The organism is Nostoc sp. ChiQUE01b (assembly GCF_034531255.1).
GTDB lineage: Bacteria > Cyanobacteriota > Cyanobacteriia > Cyanobacteriales > Nostocaceae > Nostoc.
In genome coordinates this window covers 55,811-82,793 of record NZ_JAVRBM010000023.1, presented here as the reverse complement: position 1 = coordinate 82,793, position 26,983 = coordinate 55,811, and the positions used below count along the sequence as shown (strand labels likewise).

Below are 26,983 nucleotides of genomic sequence, written 5' to 3'. Positions count from 1 at the left end.
GCCCGTCGTAGACATCGCTTTTTCACATCCATGACAACAACCATCGACTTTCTCAGTCACCTTAACCCTAGCCAACGTCAAGCTGTCGAACATTACTGCGGCCCGTTGCTAGTTGTTGCTGGCGCAGGTTCCGGTAAAACACGAGCGCTGACTTATCGCATTGCGAATCTGATTCTCAAACACCGCGTCGATCCAGAAAATATCCTGGCGGTTACTTTTACCAACAAAGCCGCGCGGGAGATGAAAGAGCGGATTCAACGGCTGTTTGCGGAACAACTGGCGATGAAACAACACGGTCAGCGTTTTGATTTGTTGACAGAATACCAACAAATACAGTTGCGATCGCAAGTTTACAAAAATACTATCAAAGACTTATGGTGTGGCACTTTCCACAGTCTATTTTCTCGCATTCTCCGCTTTGATATTGAAAAATATGTAGACGAAAAAGGACGCCGTTGGAATCGCAATTTCTCTATTTTTGATGAATCAGATGTAATCAGTCTCATCAAAGAAATCGTTAATAAAGAGCTAAATTTAGACGATAAGAAGTTTGACGCCCGCTCTGTCCGCTACGCTATTAGTAATGCGAAAAACCAAGGTTTATCACCCCAAGAATTTGAGCAAGATCAACCCAATTATCGCGGACGGGTGATTGCCCAAGTTTACAATTTATATCAAGATAAGTTAGTACAAAACAACGCTCTTGACTTTGACGATCTAATTCTTGTACCTACGAGATTATTTCAACAAAACGAGCAGGTATTGGGTTACTGGCATCGCAAGTTTCGTCATATCCTCGTAGATGAATATCAGGATACTAACCGCACTCAGTATCAACTGATTAATTTATTAGTTACTAATGGCGAAACCAAAAAGAGCGAATGGCAATGGGAAAATCGCTCAGTTTTTGTTGTTGGCGATGCAGATCAATCTATTTACAGCTTTCGGATGGCAGATTTCACTATCTTGCTAGGATTTCAGGAAGACTTTGGCGATGGTTTGGTAGATGATGACACCCGGACGATGGTTAAGCTAGAAGAAAACTATCGTTCTTGTGAAAACATTCTACAAGCGGCTAACGAACTGATTGAAAATAACACCCAACGGATTGATAAAATTCTCAAAGCGACGCGGGGATCGGGTGAACAGATTACTTGTCACAAAGCCGATGAAGAACTTGCAGAAGCGGCATTTGTAATTAATCAAATTAGCACTTTAAAAAACCAAAATCCAGAGTTGAACTGGGGTAGTTTTGCCATACTTTATCGAACGAATGCCCAATCTCGTCCCTTTGAAGAATTATTGGTGAAATATCAAATTCCTTACACAGTTGTGGGGGGAATGAGGTTTTACGATCGCAAAGAAATTAAAGATGTAGTAGCTTATTTAAGAGCGATAAATAATCCAGCTGATACAGTCAGTTTATTACGAGTTATTAATACTCCCCGGCGGGGAATTGGCAAAACCACTATTGATGCTTTGGTAAACGCATCTCAGCAACTAGGGACAACTCTGTGGGAAATACTCAGCGATGAGACATCAGTTAATACATTAGCTGGACGGGCGACAAAAGCTGTAAATAGCTTTGCTGCAATGATTAGCCGTTGGCAAGGACAAGTCGCTACGCTTCCGGTAACTGAGGTTTTGCAAGGAATATTAGAAGATTCTGGTTACGTTCAAGACTTGATGAATCAAGGCACAGATGAAGCCACAGATCGGGTACAAAACGTTCAGGAGCTTTATAACGCTGCACTGCAATTTCAAGAAGAAAACGAAGAGATTTCCCTACGAGACTTTCTGAGTAGTGCCGCCCTCAGTTCCGATTTAGATAACTTAAAAGAAGGACAAACAGCCGTTTCTTTGATGACTTTGCACGCTTCCAAAGGTTTGGAATTTCCTGTGGTGTTTCTGGTGGGATTAGAACAAGGGCTATTTCCCGGCTTTCGTTCCCTAAGTGATCCCGCATCTTTGGAAGAAGAACGCCGCCTGTGTTATGTGGGGATTACTCGCGCCCAGGAGAGGTTATTTTTATCACACGCGCGGGAACGCCGTTTGTATGGTTCTCGTGAACCCGCTGTGCGATCGCAATTTCTCGACGAATTACCAGAAGAATTATTAACTACTCAACGCCTGAGTCGTCAAAGTTATACCAAAACTGCCTCTACTCCCAATGGAAAACAAGATACAAAGCAGAATTGGCAAGTAGGTGATCGAGTATTACATAAAACCTTTGGGCTTGGTGAAATCACTCATGTCTTCGGAACGGGTAGTAAGATGTCTGTAGCTATTAAATTTGCTAGCTTAGGACAAAAAATTGTTGACCCAAGAGTAGCGCAGTTGCAACGAGTAGAGTAACAGATATTTAACAATTCAAAATTCAAACATTTTAGACATTTTCAGACGGGGATTTAAACCCCGACTGAAACTGACCCATTTATAAGTTGAGCTTAGATTGTATTAACTCCGGCTTATTCTGAACTTATCAAAGGATGAGTTTTTGTAACTTATTGTTTTTCATATTTCAACTTCTTCAAAGTGTTCAACAGTGGGAAATGGCTCATAAAAATGATGCAGAAGTTTTTTCCACTCTTGATACTCAGCAGAACTTCTAAATCCCACAGTATGAGATTCTAAATTTTGCCATCTGACAAGTAATAAATACTTACCTTGGATTTCTATACATTTATGCAATTCATGGGATAAATATCCGTCCATTGAAGAAATAATTTTAGAAGCTTTTTTGAAAGTAGCTTCAAAATCTGATTCTAGACCAGGTTTAATATGAAGCATCACAGCCTCAAGAATCATATACTATTTGGTAAGAATTAAGTTAATGCTATTTAGTATAATGTAAATCAAAAATAATTCTTGAGTAAATAGCTAATTGCGGCACAAAACGGAGTATGTTGTCCATCAACATCCAGTTTTTGATAACCTTCAGCAAGCAGTTTTATTTCTATTTCAGTCAAACCTTCAGTAGCCAGTAATGCAGCATTAATTGCTACTCTACGCATCTTTTGCAGTTTGTCAATGTCAAGTGCAAGCTTCTTAATTGTTGTTTCAGCAACAGCTTTTTTGCCTGGATTATCTGTCGGTTGAATTTCTCCAGAAGCAGGATATTTAAAAAAATCAGCACAGTTTATTTCTAAAGGTGAAACCATCAAATTTTCATCGTACCAATACTTTTTCTTATGTCCGCAATGCACCGGAACAGTAGGAGGTTCTTCACTTTCTCCTTGACATGAAGCGATAAGATTTGTGTACTCCAGCGCCAGATTTGGATAAGCACTACGAGGCTTGAGGTGTTCTATGTGGCTAGTTGTTCTAGTGATACGCATTCCACAATAGCAACAGATATATCCCTGTTCCTTTAGTAAAGCATTATGTACAATAGGTTTTTCTGGTGTTTGAAAATTATCATCCCAGCTAGGTTTCCAATCATCATTTTCCAGAGCCTTCCACTTGGTAAATTTTTCTGGTTCCTGACTCTTTTTGATGTGCTTCATCGGTTGAGAATTTCCTTCCGCCGAATCAGTACATCCGCTTTAACAAACTCTGGCTCATCTGCTCCAATTTGATTAGCCAATTGTTGACGTAATTGCCTAGCACCTTCAATATTTCCAGCATCAATTAGTCGAAAAAGCTCTAAAAGACTTTCCTTAATTTCCTGCGGACGTTCTGGAACACCCATGAGGTCTTCTAAAATGCGATTGCTGTCTCTTCCAAAGGAACTTTCTGGTTTTTTAGCAACAACACCTTCGTCTGTTTTTTCTAAAATAAAAATTCCTTCTGGCTTGACTTGGCTAATTACTTGAGGCGAATGGGTGGTGACGATAAATTGACAATTAGGGAATGTTCTTGTGAAAGCTGGAATGATTTCCCGTTGCCATTTTGGGTGTAGATGTAGTTCGATTTCATCAATTAAAACAACACCACTACCTTGGAGTGGATCTGGTAAACTAGGGTTAGCGATCGCTAATCGTCTTGCTAAATCTCCCACCATTGCCAGCAAGCACTTCTCTCCATCAGAAAGTTGATTAACGATGAGTTTTTCACTTCTTTTTCTGACAGTCATTCGCAGAGGTGAACGCTCAACCCGCAAGTTTGAGAATTCTGGTATTAATGAAGATATAGCTTGTCTGACTGCTTCTAATTGTTTGTCTCGATAATCAGGATTATCTCTTCGTCTCTCATTCTCTAAGTCTTCTCGATTTCTAAACCATTCAAAAAATGTTTTAAAGTCTATTCTTCCTCCTGTAAGTGCCTGATTATATGCATCCACTTGCTTAAATGAACTTACCTCTGAAATCTCTAAAGGCATGTCAATAACAGCACGATTAACAGGGTAGTAAATTACTAAAGGAATGTTGGCTTCAAAACTATTTTCTAACTGATGACGCAGAGCATCAACTACAGCTTGTAAACCTTTCGTGTATTGAAAACTAGAAAGAGTAGCAGGGTTATCATTATCCAAACTAACACGATCAGAGATTTCAGGATCAATAATTGTAAATATAGAGTTTAATATTGGTTGCAATTTCTGATATTCACTATTTGATATTTGTTGCATCTGAAACTTTTCCTTGAGCAAAAGGCTAAACTGAAAAAGCTCTCTATGCCTTGTCAGAGATTCTTGAATATCACCTGAACTAATTTTAGTTATATTTAAAACTATCTCCTGCGAATCTATTAGAAATGTAATTTCATTATGTGTTTCCTCACAGCCATTACTAATGTCTTTATTATTAAAAAAACGTATGGAATCCGAAGAACTTTGAATATATGCTGTAAACTGTGATAGAAAAATAGCTAGACAATCAAGAATGCTCGATTTCCCAACGCCGTTAATACCAATTAGTGCCGTTGGCCCCGTTTCATCAAACTCCAGGGTCAAATCGCCGATTCCACGGAAGGATTGCATTTTCAGGCGCTTGACTTTCATAGTTTTAACTAGGCTGAACGTAATTTACTCTATAGCTAAGAAATCGATAATCAAAAACAACTATTCAAAAGCAGACTTGACATAATCAACTGCAAAAGGTGTAATTTTTTCGACAAGATTATTAATCACCCCTCGTTCATATTCAGTCCAAATTCTGGGATGACCAAAAATGCATGGTTGTAAAATTCCCCATAGTTGCCCATCCTGGCGGATATGGGCATGAATAAGGGCACGATGTCCAAAATTCTTCTGCTCAAATTCCCGATTTAAAACTTGAGAATCAGCAGTTTCTACATCTTCTACAAAGATTGAAGGTTCAGCACGTAGCGCAGCCGCAAACATCGGATCTTCATCTACTAAAGTTGAGGGTTGTGCTGCCCATTCTTCATTATAAACAGTAGGTACATCTGGAGTGCGAACCCAACAAAAGGCAACTCTACCAAGGTTCTTCTGTGGATTGTGCAGGTATAGAAAACATCTGTCAGACTGTAAAAAATCACTTACCGCTGGTAATAGTGCAGAAAATAGAGCCTCTGGTGTTTGAGATGATTCTACAATATTGGCGATCGCAGAAGGAAGTTCTTGCTGAGTCATCTAACTAAGCTGATTTTAATTGAATAATATCTCTACAGTGACTAATTATTTGTTGTTGTGACAAATTGTTGTCATTCATTTAATGCTTACACAGTGGGGGTTTTACCCGCATTTCTTACAAGTCCGGCGATCGCACAAGTTTTCTCACCTTACCATCGCTCTTAGAGGTTACATAAATTTCCCCCTCTTCGTCTACCCCAAATCTGACATCAGAACGTTTACTAGCAATGATTTCTAGAAAAGAAGTTTCTTTTTTACCATCAAAAAGTCTAAGCTCTTTAATCTTTGCCTGTTTCCCATTAACAAGTTTATCCACTGGTACATGAAAAAAGCGTCCATCGTTGCCAAAGTCAGCAAAAATATACTGGCCTACTAATTTCGGAATGGCTTTACCTCTGTAAACATAACCACCTGCGATCGCAACCGCATAAGAACCCTGCCAATTAGCAGGTTTATCATGGTCATATTCAGCAACCGGATATGTGTAACCATACTTGGCATCATCTTTAGGTAAAGGAAATAGAACATTCTCATTCTTTTCATCTATCAGCCACGTTCCCTCACGATTCCCCCATCCGTAATTAGCACCTTTGATCCCAAGATTTATTTCTTCAATGAAAGCTTGACCGATATCAACAATTAACATCTTGCCTTCGCCACCTCTATCCCAACTAAAACGATGGGGATTACGTAACCCATAAGCCCAAATTTCCCCTAAAGTTTTGGGGTTGTCATCCTGAGCAAAAGGATTATCTTTAGGGATACCGTACTTCCCGTTAGCGCTGTTCTTACCAAAAGGATCTATACGCAGAATTTTTCCTAGAGGTGTACTCAGGTCTTGTCCATTATTTAGAGGATCTGTATTGCTGACAGGAAAGCCGTCACTTCCTCCGTCTGCTGTAGCAATGTACAACATTCCATAATCAACATCTCTAGGTTTAGCATTAGGATTAAAGCCCAATTGCCCAACATTATGGTCTGGATATGGCTGTTCAATCCGCAGAATTTCTCGAAAAGTTCCAGAAAAAGTATTAGCAGCAGGATTAGTAGTTTTCCATTCTAGAATTACGTCATGGTGAGAACTTTTGATAATTTTACCTGCATTATTAATAATTTTTTTTCTAACAGGAAAATCAGGAATTGAGTTATTTTTTTCTTCGCTGTGTACAGTATAAAAAATTCCATTTTGGCTAAATTCTGGATGGAAAACGAAATAAGAAAAACCTTGTTGAAGGGTTTTATCAGTAAAAAAGTATAGTAATCGCTTTAAATCCATGTAAACTGAGGCTTTATTATTATTAATTACATAGAGTTTGCCACGCATATCATTGACGAATAACCTACCGCTACCATCACCTGTATTGGCTAACATATTCAATCTGGCGATTTCTTCTTTCCCAGGCGATATAGGGCTTTTGGGGATTTGTACAACTTCTTGTATCCCTACGGAAATCTCTGATTTTTCAATCTTTTCAGGAATCGGATCTGTAATTTGAGCCGAAGAAATATTAGAAAACACCAAGTTGAAAAACAAGACTATGCAGATACCAATTAAAATGTATAATTTTTTCATGATTCAGTCATAAATAGCTTTTAATTTATCCAATCTAGGCTTATTAACTCCTCAGAAGACGCTTCATCTGTTAAAATAAAAAATAATTTGTCTCAAGGAGAATAATCTATCAGCGACGAAAAACAATTAGTTCAGTGTACAATACCTTTGTCAAAAACGCGATTATTAGTAGCGATCGCACTTATTTCTATTCTATCTTTATACACTTCATAAGAGGCAAAACTTAAATCACTGGTAGAATACCCTGTCCACTCGGAACGTCCTACAGGACGATTACCAGCACCTGCACCACAAATTAAGTAAGTTGTACCATCAATAGCACGAGTACGTTCATAACTATGTTCGTGACCATTAATGTAAAGTTGAACGCCGTATTTTTGAAATAGAGGAGTAAAAGTTTTAATAAAATCTGGATTACTCCCATAATGACCCGATGAATAAATCGGATGATGACCAAACACTACTTTCCAAGGAGCATTACTAATACTTAATTCTTTTTCTAACCAACTTAGCTGGTTTTTCCAATCAGCATTACTATTAGTATCTAAAGCGAAAAACTGTACAGTTTTCCGGCGAAATGTATAGTAACGTCCCTTCATATTAAAGCCAGCATACTTGACTTGTGGATCGCCGTTGGCGGTACGAATATCGTGATTACCTAAACAAGCCTGAAATTTTACACCTTGCTTGAGTAAACCTTGATAGGGACGCTCAAAAACTGCATTAATTTTCTCGATTTCGCCGTTATTGTAAATGTTGTCTCCAGCTAAAACGACTAAATCATAAGGATTTTTCTGATGATACGCATTCATCGCTCTAGCCACAGCATACTGTCCTTTAGCCCCAGTTCCCGTATCTGCTACAGACACAAAACGTAATAACAAGTCTTTTTTGGCTGGGTTGGCGGCTATAGCTGTTGTTGAATCGCTAATATCAGCACTTTGATGATTTTGATGAGCAAACATCCAGCTGAAAAATCCTGTACTAATGGCGCTAACGCTACTTAAAAATACAAATTGACGGCGTTTGAGTTTCATAAGTCACCAAATTTAATAAATAGTCAGTTTAGCGGAAACAATGAGCAATGAAGTGATACATTAAGGCAAAAGAAGGCAGCACCAGTAATAATGTACGTTGTTTGTCTTTGATTCGCTGCTTTTGGTGAAAGTTCCATGTCACAAGACAATCAGTCAAAACCGACGGATGAGCAGATAACTCAACCTCCCCAAAAACCTTACCAGAGAGTTCAGCCATTTTGGAAGGCTAAAATTATCCAACTTCTCCAAAAGACGATTGGGGTTTTAGAAGTAACGGTGGAAAAACTGGAGACAGCACCCCCACCCGGTACTGAGGAAAAACCTGGTTTTTTTCAGCAGCTTCAGTTGTGGTGGGGTGGATTGTTAAGGACAATCCGCTTGTTTTTACCATCAAATTTGTCAACAAAGTTATCAGATACAGCTTTGACGGGAATTGTGACTGGAATTGCTGTAATTCTCGTTTGGACGACTACGACTGTCTTTACTGGTAAACCTACGGAAGTAGCAACTGTTCCCCCGGTTGAAGAGGTTCCCATACCAACACCAACGGTAACTACTCCACCAGAGTCAGTCGCACCAGAACCACAGCCACCACAGCCACCAGAGGAAATTACACCGCCGCCAGAAGTACAAATTACGCCACCAACGCCGGAACCGGAACCAATTCCTACGCCAACGCCAATCCCAACACCAATCATAGAATTGACACCTGAACAAGCTTTGATTGCGGCTATTGAAAATCAGGTAGCTGAAATTAGCGATCGCATTGCCTCTGGTCTGATAAAGTCAATTCAAGCCAACTTCCGTACAAGTAACTTGACTGTCAAAATTAGTGATGATTGGTACATTCTCAATGAATCTCAGCAAGATAACCTAGCTGCAAAGATATTACAACGCTCTCAAGAACTTGATTTTACTCATTTAGAAATTATCGACTCCCAAAATAGGCTAATAGCTCGTAACCCGGTTGTTGGGACTGAGATAGTAATTTTTAAACGGCAAACAGCAAGTTAAATAATTCGTAATTTGTAATGACGCTCCTGCGTCGCTAACGCTGCGCTAACGTAATTCGTAATTTAGACGTTTAACTTTAAGTATTTATGTTAGACAATGTTTCGCTATTGCTCAAAGCTTGTAAAAACTTAAACATCAGTTATGAAATTATTCATCCTGCTGAAAACTTAATTAAAATTAAACTAAATAATAAACTGCATTATTTTTGTAACTATAGCACTCCGTTAATTAATCAAGCAGTAGCATACCTGATAAAAGACAAAGAATACACTTACCATGTTTTAAAGAAAAAAATTAAACTTCCTCGGACTGTAGGTTTTCTTTCTCCTTTTTGTGACATTGAGTATAAGATTTACTTAAAATTCTCAACTATTCAAGATATTGTATTAGAAATCAAGGAAAATTTTGAAACACCCGTGATTGTTAAAAGGAATTCCGGTGCGAGCGGACATAACGTCTTTTTATGCCATAATCAACATGAAATTGAAACTGCTTTAAAAGAGATTTTTAATATCAATTTTAAAAAGTATGATTACGTCGCTCTCGCTCAAGAATTCATTCACATAAAATCTGAGTATAGAGCGGTTTTCTTAAATAAAGAGTTAGTCCTTACTTATGAAAAAGATATAAGCAATGCGACGTTTACGGGTAATCTCAGTCCTCTACACTGGAATGGTGCAAAAGCAAAGTATATCAACGATCCACAAATATTGTCAGAGATTGCTAATTTTGCTAAACCAGTTTTTGAAGAATTAGACCTTGATTATGGTGGTTTGGATATCGTATTAGATCGAGATAACCAATATTGGTTGATTGAAATCAATTGTCACCCCCAATTTAGTATTTTCACTAGAGACAATGGAGAGGAGCCTGTGTTGAAAATCTTTGAAAAAATGCTAATTAGCCTAGCCTCAAAATAAAAAATTGGCATTGCATAATTAAAGTATGAATTTGAGCGTAGGCATAGCCCGTCGTAGACATCGCGGGAGCAATGTCCAAGGTGTGCATCAACTCATATCCACGTCAGCCACGCAAGCTTAACCTTCTTGTGTGACTGCAAGCAGATAGAGTTTTTAGAAAGTAGAGGTGTCTCAAGTGAAGTTAGATCCTAATCAAAATTATACCTTTAGTAAGTATTTTGAAAATGGTTATTATTCAGAAGACTTAGCTGATTATTTCGGGTATAAATTAGTCCTAGTTAATTTAATCTTACCACTATATCAAGGAGAGTTAGATAGGTTAGCTGAACTAAGAGATAGAATTACTGAAGTACTGCCTCATGTACCTTTAACTACGGAGTTGGCAAGAAGAGAAGTAATAATATCTAAGGTAGTCTTAGAGTTAATTCATTATACAAATGTTCAGATTAGAATTGAATTTGGCATCAAAGTTTCTAATCTACTTCAGGGAAATTTAGATTATCTAATTAGAACTTATCAAACAAATCAATTGTTAGTAGTTGAAGCTAAATATGAGGATTTAACTAGAGGATTCACTCAATTAGTTGCCGAAATGATAGCGCTAGATCAGTGGGAAGAATCTCCTGCAATTACAGAGCAACCTATTTTGATCGGTTCTGTAACTACAGGTAAGATATGGCAGTTTGCTAGATTAGATAGAGCGAACAAACATTTTGAATTAGCAATTAATAGTTATAGAGTTCCAGAAGATTTAGAAGAACTAATGCGAATTCTCCTAGCAGTCTTAAAATCATAATAGGCGTTCTAGGAAGAGATATAGCAAGGGACTGGGGACTGGGTGAAAAGTCTTTTGGTGTCTAAGTTTTATCATCTCTTAATGTCCTAACCCTCAAAGCTCCAAACTCTTGTACAGACGCGATTAATCGCGTCTGTACTCCTAACTCCCCACTCTCATTGCCTGAGTTGGTATCCACACAGTAAAAATTGAGCCAATACTTACAGTTGATTCTACTTCAATTCGACCGCGATGGAGTTCTACAAGTTGTTTAGTTAAAGCCAATCCCAGCCCAGTGCCTTCGTAGCGGCGGCGATAGGGTGTATCGAGTTGCTGAAATTTTTCAAATAGTAATGGTAATTGTTCTTCAGGAATGCCAATCCCCGTATCTTCCACTTGAAAAATAGCAGTATTATCTTCCACCCAAAGACGTAAAGTAACGCTACCACTTTCAGGGGTGAATTTAATCGCATTAGTTAACAGATTCCAGAGGATTTGTTCTACTCGTTTTGCATCGCCGATAAAGCGATCGCACCTGGGATTGATTTGCAAATCAAGGTTAAGATTAATTTGTTCGCTCGTTGCTTTTTTTTGCAATGACTTGATAGCATTTTCGGCAACATTCACCAAAGAAAATTCCGAAATATTTAAAGCCGTCTTACCAGCCTCGATTTGCGATAAATCGAGGATGTCATTAATCATTTCTAATAAATGTTCTCCACTGTCGTGAATTTTTTGCAGATAACCCCGTTGTCGTTGACTCAATTCACCCAAAGGCCAGCGTAACAATGTAGATGACATCCCAATCACATAAGTTAAAGGCGTGAGCAATTCATGAGTGATAGTAGCGAGAAATTCACTTTTGATCCGGCTAGCAGCTTCGGCGGCTAGGAGAGCATCACGTAGAGCCATTGTGCGCTCAATAACTCGTTGTTCGAGAGTTTGTTTTTCTTGGGTGAGGGTTTGCATTAACTCAGCTTGGTGAATAGCGATCGCTAATTGTTCTGCGATCGCAACCAGCAATTTTTTTTCGCTATCATTCCACTGGTGTGGGCGATCGCACTGATGAGCAATCAGCAATCCCCACAGTTTGTCCTCAAACATAATCGGTGCAGCCAACTTAGCCCTAACTTGGCACTCCCTTAAAAAATTCAACAAACACTCTTCCAGAGCATAAGTTTTTTCGACATCATCCACACCTAAAATAAAGCCTTGGCGATACTTCTCCCAACACTGAGAGGTGCGGATAAAGCAATTTTTTTCCGTGTAATTCAACACCGATGTAATAGCATCTGTAGCACGGGCTTCATATACAATATAACCTCCATTCTTTTGGCAGTCTCCTAGTAGAGGTTGATTATTGACTGATACAAAAGGCAAGTGTTTACCGTTGTTATCGTGTATAGAAAAATAGATTTCAGCAGATTCCCTAACTGATAGTTCCATATCTGTTGGTAGTGCCGTTTCATTGAGGGGAATAGTGTCAGAATCGTATTGTTGAGCCTTAACTTGGGAACCTGCAAATTTATAAATTACTAATCTGTCTAATTCCAAAAAGTCACGCACCTGTGTAATTGCCGTTGCCATAATCACCGGTAAATCCAGGCTTTTGCGGATCTGGGTTGTTACCTGATTTAATAGCTGCTCTTGAGAAATCTGTTTTTTTAAAGCATCTTCCACTGGCTGACAGATATAAACTGCTGGCCCAATTGGGCTTGGAGGTGCTATTATTTCTTGGTTTGGCTGAGTTAGGAGATATTCTAATAACAACAGCGTGAATTGACTTTGGAGCGTAGCATCATTGAGTCGAATAATTTGGCGATAGCCTTCAAGATTTTGGTAAGTGGAGGAATCACACTCAAACAAGTCTCTCAACTCGTAGACAAAAGAAGCGATCGCCTCTAAATTAAACGTCAACCTAGCATTGAGTGCTAAGTCCTCAGTGGTTACTTGTCCTCCCTCATCTCCCTCATCTCCCCCATCCCCCTGCTCCCCCGGCGCTAAATTTCCTACCAAAAGGGCACTAAACTGCTCGGAAACCACTAGCGTAAACCTTTGGCTTTGCCATTCTACGGGTATGCAAATCCGCACCAGCACAGCTTCAGTCAGTACTAGAGCAGCACTTCCCACCGTTTGAGCCATCTGTTCTAACAATTCCCCAAGCTGATTAAATACAACAATAGGCAAGGTTCGAGAAAAGCTCAAATCAGGAGAACTAAGCATTTTCAGTCATTTTGGTAAGAGGGGGCTGAATCCAGGGAAAAAGTTTGTTTTGATTATCTACTAACCAACAATTTTAAAACGGTAAGACAGGATTATGCATCGTATAAGTAGCACATCGGGTGGATGGAATCAGTCAGAGGGTTTAACTTTTTTAGAACAAACTCCCGCGCCTTTCGTCTTGATTACGGCTGCTGATACTGACATTCAAACCTTGGCAGCTGCGGTAACAAAATTACCCGCAGGCTTTCCTGCATTAAGAGTCGCTAACCTGTTGCAGTTGCAGCAACAATTAAGTATAGATACTTATGGAGAGCAAGTTTTAGAACTTGCCCAAGTCATTATTTTGCGCCTATTAGGAGGACGTTCTTACTGGGGTTATGGTTTAGAAGTAGTCCAAGAAATTGTGCAACGTAATGGTAGAACCCTTATTGTAATGCCAGGGGATGACGCTTTTGATCCCGATTTAATTTCCCAGTCTACCGTGCCCTTGGGTGTTGTTAACCAGGTATGGCAGTATTTTAGCGAAGGTGGCGTGGAAAATCTCGTTAATGCTCTGCAATTTATCTCTGATAGTTGCCTGTTAACTGCATATAATCCCCCACCACCGCAGCCAATTGGGCGTGTGGGATTGTATGAGTGGGGAGCAGAGGGGCAGGGGAGCAGGGGAGCAGGGGAGCAGAGGGGTAGAAGAGAGTTAGAGCTCCGTTCATCCACCTCAAAACTCCGTTCATCCACCTTGGAACCTCATGGCTTCCAATTCCCAATGCCCAATGCCCAATGCCCAATGCCCAATGTCCAATGCCCAATGCCCAAAATCGGCATCCTTTTCTACCGCGCTCATTATTTAGCTGGAAATACTAAAGTAATTGATGCTTTATGCGAAGCTTTGGTACAGAAAAATTTACAACCAGTGCCAGTGTTTGTTTCCTCATTACGTGAACCTGATGTTCAAGTTGAGTTGAGTGAATTTTTCCAACCCAAAGAAGCCGAATCAATAGCCGTGCTGCTGAATACCACCAGTTTTTCTCTAGCACGCTTAGAAAGCGAAACACCCCAAACCGACCTGTGGCAAAAATTAGATGTGCCTGTGTTGCAGGTAATCCTCAGTGGCGGGTCAATTGAGCAGTGGGAGTCACAGTTTCAAGGGCTTTCTCCCCGTGATATTGGGATGAATGTGGCGCTACCAGAAGTAGATGGGCGGATTATTACTCGTGCTGTGTCTTTTAAAGCATTGCAAACTCGTAATCCCCATTTAGAAACAGATGTGGTAATTTATGAACCAGTGAGCGATCGCATCGAATTCGTTGCTAACCTAGCAGCAAATTGGGCGCGTCTACGTTCCAAACCACCTCAGGAACGGCGAATTGCCTTAATTCTAGCAAACTACCCCAACCGCAATGGCCGCCTTGCCAATGGTGTGGGACTCGACACCCCAGCTAGTTGTGTAGAAATCCTGCAAGCTTTACATCAAGCTGGGTATGAAGTACAAAATCCACCTGCTCAAGGAGACGAGTTGATTCAACGGCTGACAGATGGTGTAACTAACGACCCAGAAGGTAGAGAATGGCTTCCGGTACACCAAAGTGTTTTTTGGGAAGAATATCAAGAATATTTCGCTTCATTGCCGCCAGCAGTGCAGCAGGGTATTAGTGCAAGGTGGGGAGTGGGGACTGGGGAAGAAGCAGGGGAGCAGGGGGGCAGGGGGGCAGAGGAGCAGGGGGAGCAGGGGAAGCAGGGGGAGCAGGGGGAGCAGAGAAGAATAATTAATCCCCAATCCCCAATCCCCATTCCCGGAATTCAACTCGGCAACATTTTCGTGGGAATTCAGCCAGCAAGGGGTTATGATCATGACCCCAGTTTGAATTATCATGCACCGGATTTAGAACCAACTCATGCTTATTTAGCTTTCTACTATTGGGTCAGAGAATGTTTTGGTGCTGATGCTATAGTTCATGTGGGAAAACACGGAAATCTAGAATGGCTACCGGGTAAAAGTGTGGCTTTATCGAGTAATTGTTATCCAGAAGTAGCTTTCGGCGCACTTCCCCACCTGTACCCGTTTATTGTCAATGACCCTGGTGAAGGTTCCCAAGCCAAACGTCGCGCTCAAGCGGTGATTATAGATCACCTAACGCCGCCGATGACTCGTGCAGAACTCTACGGTTCTTTGCAACAGTTAGAAAATTTAATTGATGAGTATTATGAAGCAGACAGTTTAGATCCTTCGCGTTTGCCAGTGATTCGCGATCGCATCCGCGAACTGGTAATCAAAGAAAATTTACACCAGGATTTGGGGATTCAAAACGAAGAAATTTTTAATTTTGAATTTTTAATTTTGAATTCCATAGGTGGCTATCTGTGTGAATTAAAAGAAGCCCAAATCCGCGATGGCTTGCACATTTTTGGGCAATGTCCCCAAGGACGGCAATTAAGGGATTTAATAGTAGCGATCGCTCGCATACCCAATCGCCATTCTTCAGGTATTACCCGTGCCATAGCTCAAGATTGGGGTTTAGACTTCGACCCCCTCACAGCCGATTTGTCAATGACTAGTGGTGAATACTCAATAGTCAATGGCACAGAATGCCGTACCCTCGGTGATATCGTCGAAGTGCTAGAAGAACACGCCGCCCTTCTAGTAGAAAAACTAATAAATCAGGACTCAGAATTCAGAATTCAGAATTTAGAAATCAGGAATCAGGAATCTTGTACAGACGCGATTCATCGCGTCTCCCCCCCCAGCACAGACGCGATGAATCGCGTCTCTACCTGGATACGCGATCGCCTCCTTCCAGCCTTACAACAAACCCACGAAGAAATCACCCACTTATTACACGGACTTGATGGCGGTTACGTTCCAAGTGCTCCATCTGGCGCACCCACACGCGGCCGCCCCGAAGTTCTACCAACAGGGAAAAACTTTTATTCTGTCGATATTCGCGCCATTCCCACAGAGACAGCTTGGGATATCGGCAGAAAAGCTGCTGAAACCCTTGTAGAATATTACACTCAAGAACATGGTGAGTATCCCAAAACACTAGGTTTATCAATGTGGGGAACAGCCACCATGAGAACAGGTGGTGATGACATTGCTGAAGCCTTGGCTTTACTCGGAGTTCAACCTGTATGGGATGGTGCAGCACGGCGAGTAGTAGATTTTGAAATTTTGCCCTTAGCGATTTTAGGGCGTCCCCGTGTAGATGTCACCTTGCGAATTTCGGGATTCTTCCGGGATGCTTTTCCTAACTTAATTGACTTATTCGATCAAGCAGTGTCAGCAGTAGCAGACTTAGATGAACCGCCAGAACAAAACCCCCTCGCGGATACAGTTCGCCAAGAGACTAATTTGTGGACAAGCCAAGGATTAACTTTAGAACAAGCCGTGGTGCGATCGCGCTATCGCATCTTTGGTTCTCGTCCAGGTGCTTACGGCGCCGGACTCCAAGGTTTAATCGAATCGCAAAACTGGACAGACGACCAAGATTTAGCCCGCGCCTACATTAACTGGAGTTCTTACGCCTACTCTTCGGGAGCAGGGGAAGCTGGGGGAGCAGGGGGAGCAGGGGGAGCAGGGGAAGCAGGGGAGGCTAAAATTCCCAATGCCCCATCCCCAATGCCCAATGCCCACTCCCCACTCCCCACTCCCCACTCCCCACTCCCCAATACAGAAGCCTTCGAGCAACGCTTGGCGCAAATGCAAATTGTCCTGCACAATCAAGATAACCGCGAACACGACCTACTCGATTCTGATGATTATTACCAATTTCAGGGTGGCTTAACGGCAGCGGTGCGTTCTCTACAAGGGAAAAATCCCCAAACTTATTTTGGTGATAATTCTATACCCGCCCAACCACGAGTCCGCCAACTGAAAGCAGAAATTTCACGGGTGTATCGTTCTCGTGTAGTTAATCCCAAGTGGATTGCTGGAGTCATGCGCCACGGTTACAAAGGTGCCTTTGAAATGGCGGCGACGGTAGATTATCTATTCGCCTACGATGCAACAGCTAAATGTGTCGAAGATTACATGTATCAAGGCATAGTAGACGCTTATTTACTCGACCCAATTGTGTCAGAATTTATTCAGGAAAAGAACCCTTACGCTCTGCGTGATATTGCTGAAAAATTATTAGAAGCACACAAGCGCAATTTGTGGGAGGATGTAAATATAGGAACATTAGAAGCTTTGAGGAACCTAGTACATCAAGCTGAAGCGGTTATCGAAGAAAAATCAATGGTGTAGGAAAAAAATATGGAGAATCTTGCGTATTTGCACCTAGCTTTCGCCTACGAAGATAGCACACCCACTGAATTGGTCTGGCTCAGTTCTTTGTTTAAGGACGCAGCTGCACCAGACTGGAAAAGGCTTTCTGGTAGGGCTTGGAAGTATATGTTGCCCCTTGCTCTGTCTTTATCTATTCTTGGCGCCGTCAGTAGCGTCATGGCACTGGAAAAAGGCGATCAAGGCCCTTCTGTCAGAAATCTACAACAAAAGTTGAAAACAGCAGGTTTTTACCAATCTTCTGTTACCCAAGTATATGACGCATCCACACAAGAAGCTGTGCGGCGCTTCCAAAAGGCCGCTGGTTTACCTGTGGACGGCATTGTTAGAGCAAGTACCCTGCAAAAATTAGAAAGTTGGCAAGGGAAAAAGTCCGCAACTAGAGCTATACAAGCGAAAAAGCCCAGCACTACTAGTTCAGCCACCAGCAAGCGCCGCAATTCCAACTACCTTGCTAAGGGGGATGAAGGTGAAGATGTCAGAGCTTTGCAAGAACGGTTAAGAATCGCAGGCTTTTATTACGGAAACGCTACAGGTATATTTGGCCCAATTACCGAAGAATCTGTCAAGCGGTTCCAAGATTCTTACAAATTAAGCGTTGATGGAATTGCAGGCCCAGCAACATTGGGTAAATTGCCGGGAGTTGGCATCGGTGACGGAGAAGAGGCTCCCAAAAAGGTAGTCAATCGAGACAAACTTCGTGTAGGCGATCGCGGTGAGCCAGTTAGAATTGTTCAAGAACAATTGATCCAGGCAGGATATTTAGAGGGAGAACCAAATGGCTACTATGGCCCCTATACTGCCGATGCTGTACGAAGATTTCAGGCAGCTAATTTCTTAGCAGCAAGTGGTGTTGCTGGCCCAACTACACGAGCTAAGTTATATAGCTCAGTTAATACTGCTAGCAAAAGCGAATTTAATACTTTAGAAATTCAAACCCGACTACGGGAGCGGGGTTTTTATAAAGGCAAGCTGAATGGTGTGATGGCAGATGACACCAAAAAAGCGATTAAACAAGCCCAAGAATTCTACGGCATTAGCCTCAAGGATCTTAAGAGCGGACGATTTTAACATCCGCTTTGGTGTCGTTAGTATCAGTTCCCAACTGGTTGCTTGCCTCCAGTAACAGCAAATTACGAACTGCTCAGATTCCATTTATTTGGTTAATTTGAGTAGTTTCAATTTATTCACCCAAGTGTTAAAGCGGCATCAGCGCCCGTTGGCACTTGGGACACACTGCATGAATGGTCATTTGACAGTCCAGCAGGTGAAAACCTTCTTTTTGAGCGGTTTTTGACCCAATTTTTAAAATTGAGTCATTTTTAAACTCAATAGTTGAGTTGCACCGAACACAAATTAAGTGATGGTGATGGTGGGGATAGGGCTGGTTGATCTCATAATGCTTATGTCCCTCGCCCAATTCTAGTTCCCGTAAAATTCCCATCCTTGCCATCAACTTCAAAGTTCGATAAATAGTTGACAGACTGATCCCTTCACCATCAGTTTCTAGCCGATGATAAAGATCCTCAGCACTCAGATGTTCGCCTTGCGGAAGTTCTTGAAAAATGTGTAAAATTGTTTCGCGCTGGGGAGTTAAACGCCAGCCTCGATCGTTCAGTTCTGCCTTGAGTGAAGTAGTTGTGTAGACAGTCATACTAATATTTCTCAACAAATATCGTTAATTGAGAATATAACAAATCTTTTGAGCAATTTGCAACAATCATTGCTTATTGACAATATTTACTAAATACTTAAGAACAATTTATAAAATCTTGCTCACAATTCAAGTAATAAGCTGTAGTGCATTTAATTTGCATACAGCTAATAGTTAGGATGTTTGTAACGATTACATCCCTTGACTTTGAATTTTGAATGAGTGAATTTTGAATTGCTGAGTTTATCCCTACCTTTAAGATATCTGAGCAAAGGTTTAGGGAAACTCTTGTAAAATTAAATACAAATTATTTGCTACAAGCTTCTAAGAGGCTTTTGAGCTGGGGATCAAATCAGCCCTTTGTACCTAGTCATTTGTCAAGTGCAGTTTTCTAATGACAAATGACTAATGACAAATGACTAACTTAAAGACTCCAAATAGTCGCGGATCAGGTTGCGGCGCTTGGGTTGACGTAGCTTTTGCAAAGCCTTAGATTCAATTTGGCGGACTCGTTCGCGCGATAAGTCAAGAGCGCGGCCAATTTCTGCTAAAGAATAAGGATGACCATCTGCCAAACCAAACCGCATCAGAATTACATCGCGCTCCCGGCTAGTCAAATCTGACAGAAGATGATGCAAATCTTTTTGTAAAGATTCTCGCATTAACATCTCTTCTGGAGTTACACTGTCAGTCTCAAGTAATTCGCCTAACTCAGTGTCTTTATCCTTGCCTACCTTAGTTTCCAAAGAAACGGAGCGAGGAACCCGCAACAAAACTTCTCTTACTTGGGTCGGTGTCATCTCTAACTCAGTTGCTAAATCTTCTAAAGTAGGGGTGCGACCTTTTTCTTGAGCAATTTTGCGTTGGGCTTTTTTGATTTTATTTAACTTTTCAGTGATGTGAACCGGTAGACGAATCGTGCGACTAGAAGTAGCGATCGCCCGTGTAATACCCTGACGAATCCACCAGTAAGCATAAGTACTAAAGCGATAACCTTTAGTTGGATCAAATTTTTCTACAGCCCGCTCCAAACCTAATGTCCCTTCTTGAACTAAATCTAACAATTCCAAACCACGATTTTGATACTTCTTAGCAACAGACACAACTAAGCGAAGATTCGCCTTAATCATGTGTTCTTTTGCTTGGAGTCCTTGGGACTGAACTTGCTCCAACTCTTCTACAGTCAACTTGGCGATTTCTGCCCAGCGACGTTTGCCATCTGCCAAAGTCGGTCTGAGATCGGATAAAACTATATCAGCAGTGGCAGCCCATCTTTCCAAAGATGGCCGATGTCCCAGTTCGGAAGTAAGACGTTCTTGAACTTCAATTAACCGAAGATAGGGCGTAATCACTGCATCCCCTTGCTTGGCGGCGTTAGCAAGTACTATCCGCATCCGCAAGTAGCGTTGGACTTTTTGAGCTTCTGAAACCTCTTCATCGCGCCCCAACAAGCGAACCCGACCAATTTCTTGAAGATATAGACGTACTAGGTCTGTACTCCGACGGTTGGTGCTAGCAGCAAAGTTAGCATTGTCAACAGAAGCCATCTCTAGCTCCTGTAGGTCATCTACCGATAACTCACTTTCGTCAACCGTGAGATCCGAGTCCAAAGCCTGGCTAGACTTTTTGGTGTTGTAGGGGGCGTCTGTATAAAAAGATGTTGCTGGCATAAAGATCGTCTCAATGGCTCCAGGTAACAATAGATTTCGGTCAGCTTAGATTACGGTCAGCTATTCAACTGTTGCTATTGTTCCCGTGATTCACGATGAACTAACATGGTTGAACGTTCCATTACAATTTTTTTAGAAATTAACTGTAATGGTTTTATTGGATACAGGATTACTGAACTTAATCGGCTACTAAACTTTTGATTCAACCAATAGCTATTTAAATTCACAGCTAGGCTTTCAATATTTCAACTACTTAGTTAACATTTCAACTTTGATGGTTTTTTGATAGTAACTTTTGTAACACAGTATAAACATCCTTCAGTGAATGTCATCTTTATAATTGGCATAGTCACATTTACATGGCGACAAAAGTAATATCCTGACGATTTACCAATTTTTTCTCAGGATTATTCAGGTATAAGTAGAACTAATAGATATCGGGGAAGTGATTAGCATTAACGGCAAAAATTCTCTCGACACGGAGATAGAAGAGGTGGGAAAGTTATTAAATACTCTCTTCGTGTCCTGCTAACCCGTCAATTTCAATGTGGTCAGATCCCTGACTTCTTTAAGAAGTCGGGGATCTTGTAAGCCAGCAAAGTTAGTTGTACTCTGGCTTGATATCTCGCAACATCAGTTCATCAAGTGCTTGTCCGGGTGTGATTTCGCCTTGAAGTAACCGATAAACTTGCTCGGTAATTGGGACTGCGATGTTTTGTTGCTTGGCTCGTTGCATCAAAACTCGGCAAGTGTTCACTCCTTCAGCAGTTCCTTGTAAATTTGCGAGAGTTTCTGTAAGTGACTTACCACCAGCTAGTTGGTAGCCGACTTGGTAATTGCGACTTAAGGGACTGTTGCACGTTGCTAACAAATCTCCTAGACCTGATAAACCATAAAATGTTTCCGTCTTCGCACCCCAGTTGTTGCCGATGCGAACCATTTCTGTCAGTCCACGGGTGACTAAAGCAGCTTTGGCATTGGTTCCCAGTTGTAAACCATCGCACACACCCGCTGCGATCGCAATCACATTTTTCAGTGTTCCCCCCAGTTCCACGCCCAAGGGGTCGGGATTGGTATATACCCGGAAACGATGAGAAGAAAATACTAACTGCACTACTTCCGCAGCCGTGGGAATATTACTGGCTACCACCGTGGCTGCTGGTAATTCCATTTGAATTTCTTTTGATAAATTAGGCCCAGACAAAACAACCACTGCATAGTTAGGGAATACTGTTTGCCAAATTTGTGAAGGCGTGCAGGTGGTTTGGGGATCTAAGCCTTTCGTCGCCGTCACAAAAATTGTCTCTGGAGAAAGGGGGAAAGACTCAACTTGGGAAGCAACATCTCTCACACCAATCATTGAGATCGCAGACAGAACTATTTGGACATCTTTTAAAACTGCTTGGAGAGTTTGGGAACCTTGACGCGACCACAGGCGCACCTGATGACCATTTGCGGCGGCGAGATTTGCCAAAGATGCACCCCAAGCACCTGCACCAAGAATTGCAACGGAAAGTTTTGTGTTGGAGTACATCTGCTCACTCATAACTCCTAATTCCTAACTCCTAACTTTTGAGCGTGGGTAACGTTCCATCAATTCCCTGACTTGTTCTGCATGATATGAGCTTCTTGTCAATGGTGAAGAAACGACTTGTAAAAATCCGATTTCATCGCCGAATGCTTTCCAGTCAGCAAATTGTTCTGGATTGACAAATTCATTTACCTGCAAGTGTTTTTGACTGGGTTGGAGATATTGCCCAATGGTCAAAATGTCGCAATCCACAGATCGTAAGTCTTGCATGACTTGGCGAATTTCGGCATCAGTTTCACCCAGTCCAACCATGATCCCGGATTTAGTGTATGTGCTAGGAGAAAGTTGACGAGTGCGTTGCAATAATTCTAATGTGCGATCGTACTTTCCTTGGGGACGCACCCGGCGATATAGGCGTGGAACAGTTTCGGTATTGTGGTTTAATACCTCTGGCGCAGCTTGTAGAATTAACTCCAGAGCATTCCAATTACCGCATAAGTCAGGAATTAGCACCTCAATTGTGGTGTTGGGTGAAACAGAGTTGACTGCATCAATACACGCCATAAACTGAGATGCACCACCATCAAGCAAGTCATCTCGGTTTACAGAAGTGATGACTACATGATTAAGGTTCAGGCGGCGAACAGCTTGAGCTAGTCGTGTAGGTTCTGTGGGGTCTAGTGGTTTGGGTTTTTTCTCAAAATCAATATCGCAGTACGGACAAGCGCGTGTACAAGCCGGGCCCATAATCAAAAACGTGGCAGTCCCAGCGTTGAAGCATTCACCAATATTCGGACAGGACGCTTCCTCGCAAACTGTATTGAGGGCTAAATCCCGCAAAATGTCTTTAACGTTACCGATGCGCTCACGCTGAGGTGCTTTCACCCGCAACCAGTCTGGTTTTACAGTCACAATCCGCTTTTACCACTAAAGTTGTACAAATTTTATGGTAGCAAGCAAAGCCTTTGGTGAAGTGATTATATATAGATATAATTTTGTCATTTGGCACGGGTTGTGATATTTTGGATTTATAATGCCGTTTTTTTGGCGGGATGTAGCGCAGCTTGGTAGCGCACTTCGTTCGGGACGAAGGGGCCGCTGGTTCGAATCCAGTCATCCCGATTCTACATTCGCAAATTAAATACTGATTTGCTTACGCATATCGCGGAGTTTTGGGATAATTATGCTGTCTGCTTGATAGGTTTTGGCGATCGCAATAATTGCATCTGCTAATAATCTATCTACATATTGCCCTAACTCTGATTCACCAAAGGAGGTTGGCACATTCTGTTTCTGAGCTTTGTGCCGTTCGTAAGAAATCTGGGTGCTGTTGTTGTCGCTGATCGCCTTTTACTTATGTAAACTATAGCTAAGTACGGCTTTGCGTAAAATCGTGGCGAATTGAGGATTGAACTTTAAACGCATAGGCGCTTCTCTACGAGACGCTACGCGAACGCCTTCTTGCAGGGTAGGGGCGCTGAGGTAAACGGAGAGAGGCGCGGAGAATTCGCTACTAATTAATGAAATGCTGTACTAAGAACTTGGCTGTAATTGTTACCGAATTAAGTCTCTGGGGATTCAAGGGAGCTTGTTTTACAGTTGATGAATGTATTTTACACTTCGACGATCCCGTGGCGAATATTTAAAGTACACTAAATATTATGTATGTCAATAATTCAATAAAAAATATTTAAATTGTATAAGATGATGATACAAAAAGTATTTAAAAAATATTAGGTGTTTAAAGCTGACATTAATATTAGCAATTTCCCCCTAGAATTTTAGAAATAGGGTGTTTTATATTTTAGGGATTGGGGACTAGGGATTGGGTACTGGGAAGACTCTTCCTTAACCCCCAGTCACTAATCCTAGTCTCAGACAAAAAAGGGGAATTCCGCCTAAAGGACTCGAAGCCTGCGTAAATCAGTATGGCCCGTGATGAGACGCGTAAAGCGTGTCTCGATCATTCATGGGTGTTGGACTCAATTCCCAATTGGCTAGAGTACGGCAGAGTTATGACCCCCAGCATTACAGATTCAGCAGTGAAGGCTGCGTTAGCAGCTGTTGCTTCAGAGTCAGCCTCAGCAGAGGAAAAAATCCAAATGCTGATTGAGATCGCACAGGGTTTTCAAAAAAAGCCCAAAGCTACCCAAGACTTGCGAAATGCAGTTGGGTTATATTACCGGGCATATCAAATGTGTGGTGAGGAGTATCCCCTACTAAAAGCCAGGGCGCAAGTAGGAATGGCAGGGACGTTACAGGCAATACCGGATGTTGAGTACCAACTGTTGATGCAAGCGAAAGTCGGTTATGAAGAAGCGTTACCGATTTTACAGCAATTGGCTTTGCCAGAGGAAGTAGCAGAGACACAGATGAATTTTGGGCTGGTGTTGCAGTCGCTTGTACCGTTCAATTTGGCGCGGATAACTGACAGTATTCAGGCTTATCATGAGGCGTTGCGGGTGTTTACCTGGGAAGATTATCCCCAGGAATACGCGATTTTGTATAACAATATTGCGATCGCTTACCTTTCTATGCCCCTAGCATCAGAACGGGAATACTTGCGTCAAGGGTTAGCTGTGCAATCATTTGAGGTAGCACTAAAGCATATTAATTTGATTGACCATCCTAGAGAATATGCGATGTTGCAAAATAACTTAGGTAACGCTTTGCAATATTTAGTGAGTTCTCATCCTGTGGAGAATAATTTAAGAGCGATCGCAGCTTATGACGAAGCGCTAAAAGTTCGTAATCTTAAAGATACACCTCTAGAGTACGCTAACACAATTTCAAACAAAGCCAACGCCTTATTCAACTTACCCGACGACTCAGAAAAACCAGAACTTGGAAATCCTAAAAATCTCTCGCAAGCACGTATTTACTATCAACAAGCTTTTGAAATATTTACGCAAAACCAACAAATAGGACAAGCAGAGATAGTAGCTCAAGCCCTACAAGATATTGAAGTAGAAATAGTTAATAAGGAATAGGGCATTGGACATTGGGAATTGGCTATTCTCTTTGTCCCCTTGTCTTCTTCATCCCCCTCATCTCCTTTATCCCCTCACTTACCCAATTATCAGAAAAAAAACAGCATGAGAGATATTTTAACAAACCCTTCTCTGAGAGATTTTCTCACAAGTTTAGCCGATGGTGACTTGAACATAGTAACAGGATTAGTGTGGATACTCATAGCAACAGCCTTGTCTATGATCGGCGGTGCTATTGGTGGAATGCTGTTAGCTGGAAAAGATATCGGCTATCAGTTTTCAGCAATGCTTGGGGCATTATTTGCTCCTGCTGGTGTAATTCCTGCTATTCTCTTAGGGTTTGCAATCTTAAATTTATTGAGAAATTATTAGGAGTAAACATGTTAGAAATTGGGTGGTTTTCTGCAAAGTTATTTTTCAAAGGAAAATTACTGCGCGATCCAATGTATTTTGTTCAGCGAACTGCTATTGCTACTGCTGTAGGTTCGTTAGTGCTAGTGTTATTTACACAAATCGATATTCCCTTCTACTTACCAATAACATTATCTAGCTTAGTCACAGGCTTGATTATGCCATTTCTCCTCAAAGATTTCAAAATGAAGTAATTTTTCATTAGTCATTTATGAATAACCAATGCCCCATGCCCAATTCCCTATGCCCAGTCTTGAAGAATTAGTTCAGGAAATTAACCGCTTTGAGGCAATTATATCCGAGTGGGATGAAAGCCAACGGTGTGTAGCAGTTGGTTTAAAAAGAGCAATTGAAGCTTTGCATAAAGCAGCATTGACTAATTTAATTAAAAGCCTCAAACAAGAATCAATGTCAGGCTTGCGTCATGCTGTGACTGATGAAGTAGTGTACGCAGTGCTGCTTTATCACGAACTAGTAAAACCACCAAAACCACCATTAGCACAGCGAATTCAAACAGCCCTTGAAGAAGTTCGCCCAGGTTTAAAAAGCCATAATGGGGATGTAGAACTAGTAGCAATTAAACCTCCAGATACAGTAGAAGTCAGATTAATAGGAACTTGCAGCAATTGTCTAGCTTCTACTTTGACTTTATCTCAAGGAGTAGAACAAGCAATCAAAAATCATTGTCCCGAAATTACCAAAGTAGTTGCAGTCAATAACAACCCTACTGTTAACAACGCTAATTCTGGTTTAATCAGTCCATTTTCTGCCAAAATAAGTAGTACTTGGATCAAAGTAGCAACTATTGATGAAGTTCCTGAATTTAGTGTATTGGCAGTACAACTTGCTGGGAATTCACTAATTTTAAATCGTCAAGGTATTACGATAAAATGTTACTGTAATGCTTGTACTCATCTAGGATCTCCCTTAGAAAAGGGTAAAATTGAAAATGGTATTATTACCTGTCCTTCCCACGGATTCCAGTACAAATTAGAGACAGGTGAATGTTTAACTGCGCCTGATATTTCGCTTCAGTCGTATCCCGTGAAAATTAAAGACAATAAGGTTTTTGTGAAACTGCAAAAATAAGGATGGGAAGATAACATTTCAGCAAATATACTTGGCGACTAGTCAATCACAGCTACTTTGTTTTTTGATTTCAGTAGTTCGCGCATTTATCTTAGTGTCTTGTGCAAGCAAAATGCCTGAATGCTTTTTCAATATCTCTGAATTTATTCTCATTTGTGTAGTTTAGGTAATGATTTTAGCATTTTGAGAAAGCAAAAAGACATATTACTTTCTGAAAATGGCATTTGACTTATTCAAACCCCAGTTTGCTTACTCATTTTGGTGTTTTCCGCAAGCAAAAG

At 41.2% G+C, this 26,983-nt stretch carries 21 protein-coding genes, 1 tRNA gene and 1 pseudogene; 11 read left to right on the top strand and 12 right to left on the bottom strand.

Translation table 11 applies throughout. The annotated features are described in order from the left end of the window. Positions 1 to 30: 30 nt before the first annotated feature. Positions 31 to 2,355 carry a DNA helicase PcrA gene (gene pcrA / locus RMY63_RS17210; RefSeq protein ID WP_322729854.1) on the top strand — a complete coding sequence of 775 codons (2,325 nt, stop codon included), beginning with the start codon at positions 31 to 33 and terminating at the stop codon, positions 2,353 to 2,355. A gap of 159 nt (positions 2,356 to 2,514) precedes the next feature. Here pcrA and RMY63_RS17205 read toward each other — a convergent pair whose 3' ends face one another. The 6 genes from RMY63_RS17205 to RMY63_RS17180 all read right to left on the bottom strand — a co-directional run bounded on the left by RMY63_RS17205 (position 2,515) and on the right by RMY63_RS17180 (position 8,146). Further along, positions 2,515 to 2,808: an antibiotic biosynthesis monooxygenase gene (locus RMY63_RS17205; RefSeq protein ID WP_322729853.1), complete on the bottom strand. Its 294-nt coding sequence runs from the start codon at positions 2,806 to 2,808 to the stop codon at positions 2,515 to 2,517. 47 nt (positions 2,809 to 2,855) lie between these two features. After that, entirely contained in the window at positions 2,856 to 3,506 is a 651-nt protein-coding gene (locus tag RMY63_RS17200) for a retron system putative HNH endonuclease (protein ID WP_322729852.1), read from the bottom strand. Next, the gene (locus RMY63_RS17195; protein WP_322729851.1) at positions 3,503 to 4,942 is read right to left on the bottom strand and encodes an AAA family ATPase; all 1,440 of its coding nucleotides are present in this window, start codon (positions 4,940 to 4,942) and stop codon (positions 3,503 to 3,505) included. Before RMY63_RS17195 ends, RMY63_RS17200 begins: the two co-directional genes overlap by 4 nt. A 60-nt stretch (positions 4,943 to 5,002) precedes the next feature. Then, positions 5,003 to 5,536 (bottom strand): GAF domain-containing protein, encoded by a 534-nt coding sequence (locus RMY63_RS17190; protein ID WP_322729850.1) that lies wholly within the window; start codon positions 5,534 to 5,536, stop codon positions 5,003 to 5,005. Positions 5,537 to 5,651: 115 nt separating this feature from the next. Next, positions 5,652 to 7,109, bottom strand: coding sequence for a PQQ-dependent sugar dehydrogenase (locus RMY63_RS17185; RefSeq protein WP_322729849.1), 1,458 nt, complete (start codon positions 7,107 to 7,109; stop codon positions 5,652 to 5,654). 131 nt (positions 7,110 to 7,240) lie between these two features. Next, positions 7,241 to 8,146, bottom strand: a complete 906-nt coding sequence (locus RMY63_RS17180) for a metallophosphoesterase family protein (RefSeq protein WP_322729848.1) — start codon at positions 8,144 to 8,146, stop codon at positions 7,241 to 7,243. Between the two features lie 135 nt (positions 8,147 to 8,281). Between RMY63_RS17180 and RMY63_RS17175 the strand changes: the two genes are divergently transcribed. The 3 genes from RMY63_RS17175 (at position 8,282) to RMY63_RS17165 (ending at position 10,876) form a co-directional block, all read left to right on the top strand. Continuing rightward, a complete protein-coding gene (locus tag RMY63_RS17175) occupies positions 8,282 to 9,160 on the top strand; it encodes a hypothetical protein (protein ID WP_322729847.1) in 879 nt (292 codons plus the stop codon). An 86-nt stretch (positions 9,161 to 9,246) separates the two neighbouring features. Beyond that, on the top strand, positions 9,247 to 10,080 hold the full coding sequence (locus tag RMY63_RS17170) for an ATP-grasp domain-containing protein (RefSeq protein ID WP_322729846.1): 834 nt from the start codon (positions 9,247 to 9,249) through the stop codon (positions 10,078 to 10,080). Positions 10,081 to 10,255: 175 nt separating this feature from the next. Then, positions 10,256 to 10,876 carry a hypothetical protein gene (locus RMY63_RS17165; RefSeq protein WP_416212527.1) on the top strand — a complete coding sequence of 207 codons (621 nt, stop codon included), beginning with the start codon at positions 10,256 to 10,258 and terminating at the stop codon, positions 10,874 to 10,876. Between the two features lie 141 nt (positions 10,877 to 11,017). On the opposite strand, the gene RMY63_RS17160 is transcribed toward RMY63_RS17165, so the two are convergent. Next, complete coding sequence (locus tag RMY63_RS17160; protein WP_322729844.1) at positions 11,018 to 13,078, bottom strand: GAF domain-containing sensor histidine kinase; 2,061 nt, start codon at positions 13,076 to 13,078, stop codon at positions 11,018 to 11,020. Between the two features lie 94 nt (positions 13,079 to 13,172). Here RMY63_RS17160 and cobN point away from each other — a divergent pair, with 94 nt between their 5' ends. Together cobN and RMY63_RS17150 are read left to right on the top strand one after the other, a co-directional pair. Then, the gene (gene cobN, locus RMY63_RS17155; RefSeq protein ID WP_322729843.1) at positions 13,173 to 17,318 is read left to right on the top strand and encodes a cobaltochelatase subunit CobN; all 4,146 of its coding nucleotides are present in this window, start codon (positions 13,173 to 13,175) and stop codon (positions 17,316 to 17,318) included. A gap of 9 nt (positions 17,319 to 17,327) precedes the next feature. Further along, on the top strand, positions 17,328 to 18,428 hold the full coding sequence (locus tag RMY63_RS17150; protein WP_322729842.1) for a peptidoglycan-binding protein: 1,101 nt from the start codon (positions 17,328 to 17,330) through the stop codon (positions 18,426 to 18,428). A gap of 127 nt (positions 18,429 to 18,555) precedes the next feature. Here the strand turns inward: RMY63_RS17150 and RMY63_RS17145 are convergent, their stop codons facing one another. The 4 genes from RMY63_RS17145 to lipA all read right to left on the bottom strand — a co-directional run bounded on the left by RMY63_RS17145 (position 18,556) and on the right by lipA (position 23,124). Continuing rightward, positions 18,556 to 19,011, bottom strand: coding sequence for a Fur family transcriptional regulator (locus RMY63_RS17145; protein ID WP_292844215.1), 456 nt, complete (start codon positions 19,009 to 19,011; stop codon positions 18,556 to 18,558). A 419-nt stretch (positions 19,012 to 19,430) separates the two neighbouring features. Beyond that, the gene (gene sigC / locus RMY63_RS17140) at positions 19,431 to 20,681 is read right to left on the bottom strand and encodes an RNA polymerase sigma factor SigC (protein WP_322729841.1); all 1,251 of its coding nucleotides are present in this window, start codon (positions 20,679 to 20,681) and stop codon (positions 19,431 to 19,433) included. A gap of 601 nt (positions 20,682 to 21,282) precedes the next feature. Further along, positions 21,283 to 22,215 carry an NAD(P)H-dependent glycerol-3-phosphate dehydrogenase gene (locus RMY63_RS17135; protein WP_322729878.1) on the bottom strand — a complete coding sequence of 311 codons (933 nt, stop codon included), beginning with the start codon at positions 22,213 to 22,215 and terminating at the stop codon, positions 21,283 to 21,285. A gap of 24 nt (positions 22,216 to 22,239) precedes the next feature. Further along, positions 22,240 to 23,124 carry a lipoyl synthase gene (gene lipA, locus RMY63_RS17130; protein ID WP_322729840.1) on the bottom strand — a complete coding sequence of 295 codons (885 nt, stop codon included), beginning with the start codon at positions 23,122 to 23,124 and terminating at the stop codon, positions 22,240 to 22,242. Between the two features lie 136 nt (positions 23,125 to 23,260). Between lipA and RMY63_RS17125 the strand changes: the two genes are divergently transcribed. Then, a tRNA-Pro gene (locus tag RMY63_RS17125) sits at positions 23,261 to 23,334 on the top strand. A gap of 21 nt (positions 23,335 to 23,355) precedes the next feature. Here the strand turns inward: RMY63_RS17125 and RMY63_RS17120 are convergent. After that, a pseudogene (locus RMY63_RS17120) lies at positions 23,356 to 23,554 on the bottom strand (hypothetical protein); the annotation flags it as partial. Positions 23,555 to 24,227: 673 nt separating this feature from the next. Between RMY63_RS17120 and RMY63_RS17115 the strand changes: the two are divergent. From RMY63_RS17115 to RMY63_RS17100, 4 genes are all read left to right on the top strand, one after another. Then, the gene (locus tag RMY63_RS17115; RefSeq protein ID WP_322729877.1) at positions 24,228 to 25,202 is read left to right on the top strand and encodes a hypothetical protein; all 975 of its coding nucleotides are present in this window, start codon (positions 24,228 to 24,230) and stop codon (positions 25,200 to 25,202) included. Positions 25,203 to 25,307: 105 nt separating this feature from the next. Beyond that, entirely contained in the window at positions 25,308 to 25,574 is a 267-nt protein-coding gene (locus tag RMY63_RS17110) for a hypothetical protein (protein WP_322729839.1), read from the top strand. 8 nt (positions 25,575 to 25,582) lie between these two features. After that, positions 25,583 to 25,807: a hypothetical protein gene (locus tag RMY63_RS17105; RefSeq protein WP_322729838.1), complete on the top strand. Its 225-nt coding sequence runs from the start codon at positions 25,583 to 25,585 to the stop codon at positions 25,805 to 25,807. 49 nt (positions 25,808 to 25,856) lie between these two features. Next, entirely contained in the window at positions 25,857 to 26,702 is an 846-nt protein-coding gene (locus RMY63_RS17100) for a NifU family protein (RefSeq protein WP_322729876.1), read from the top strand. Positions 26,703 to 26,983: the final 281 nt, after the last annotated feature.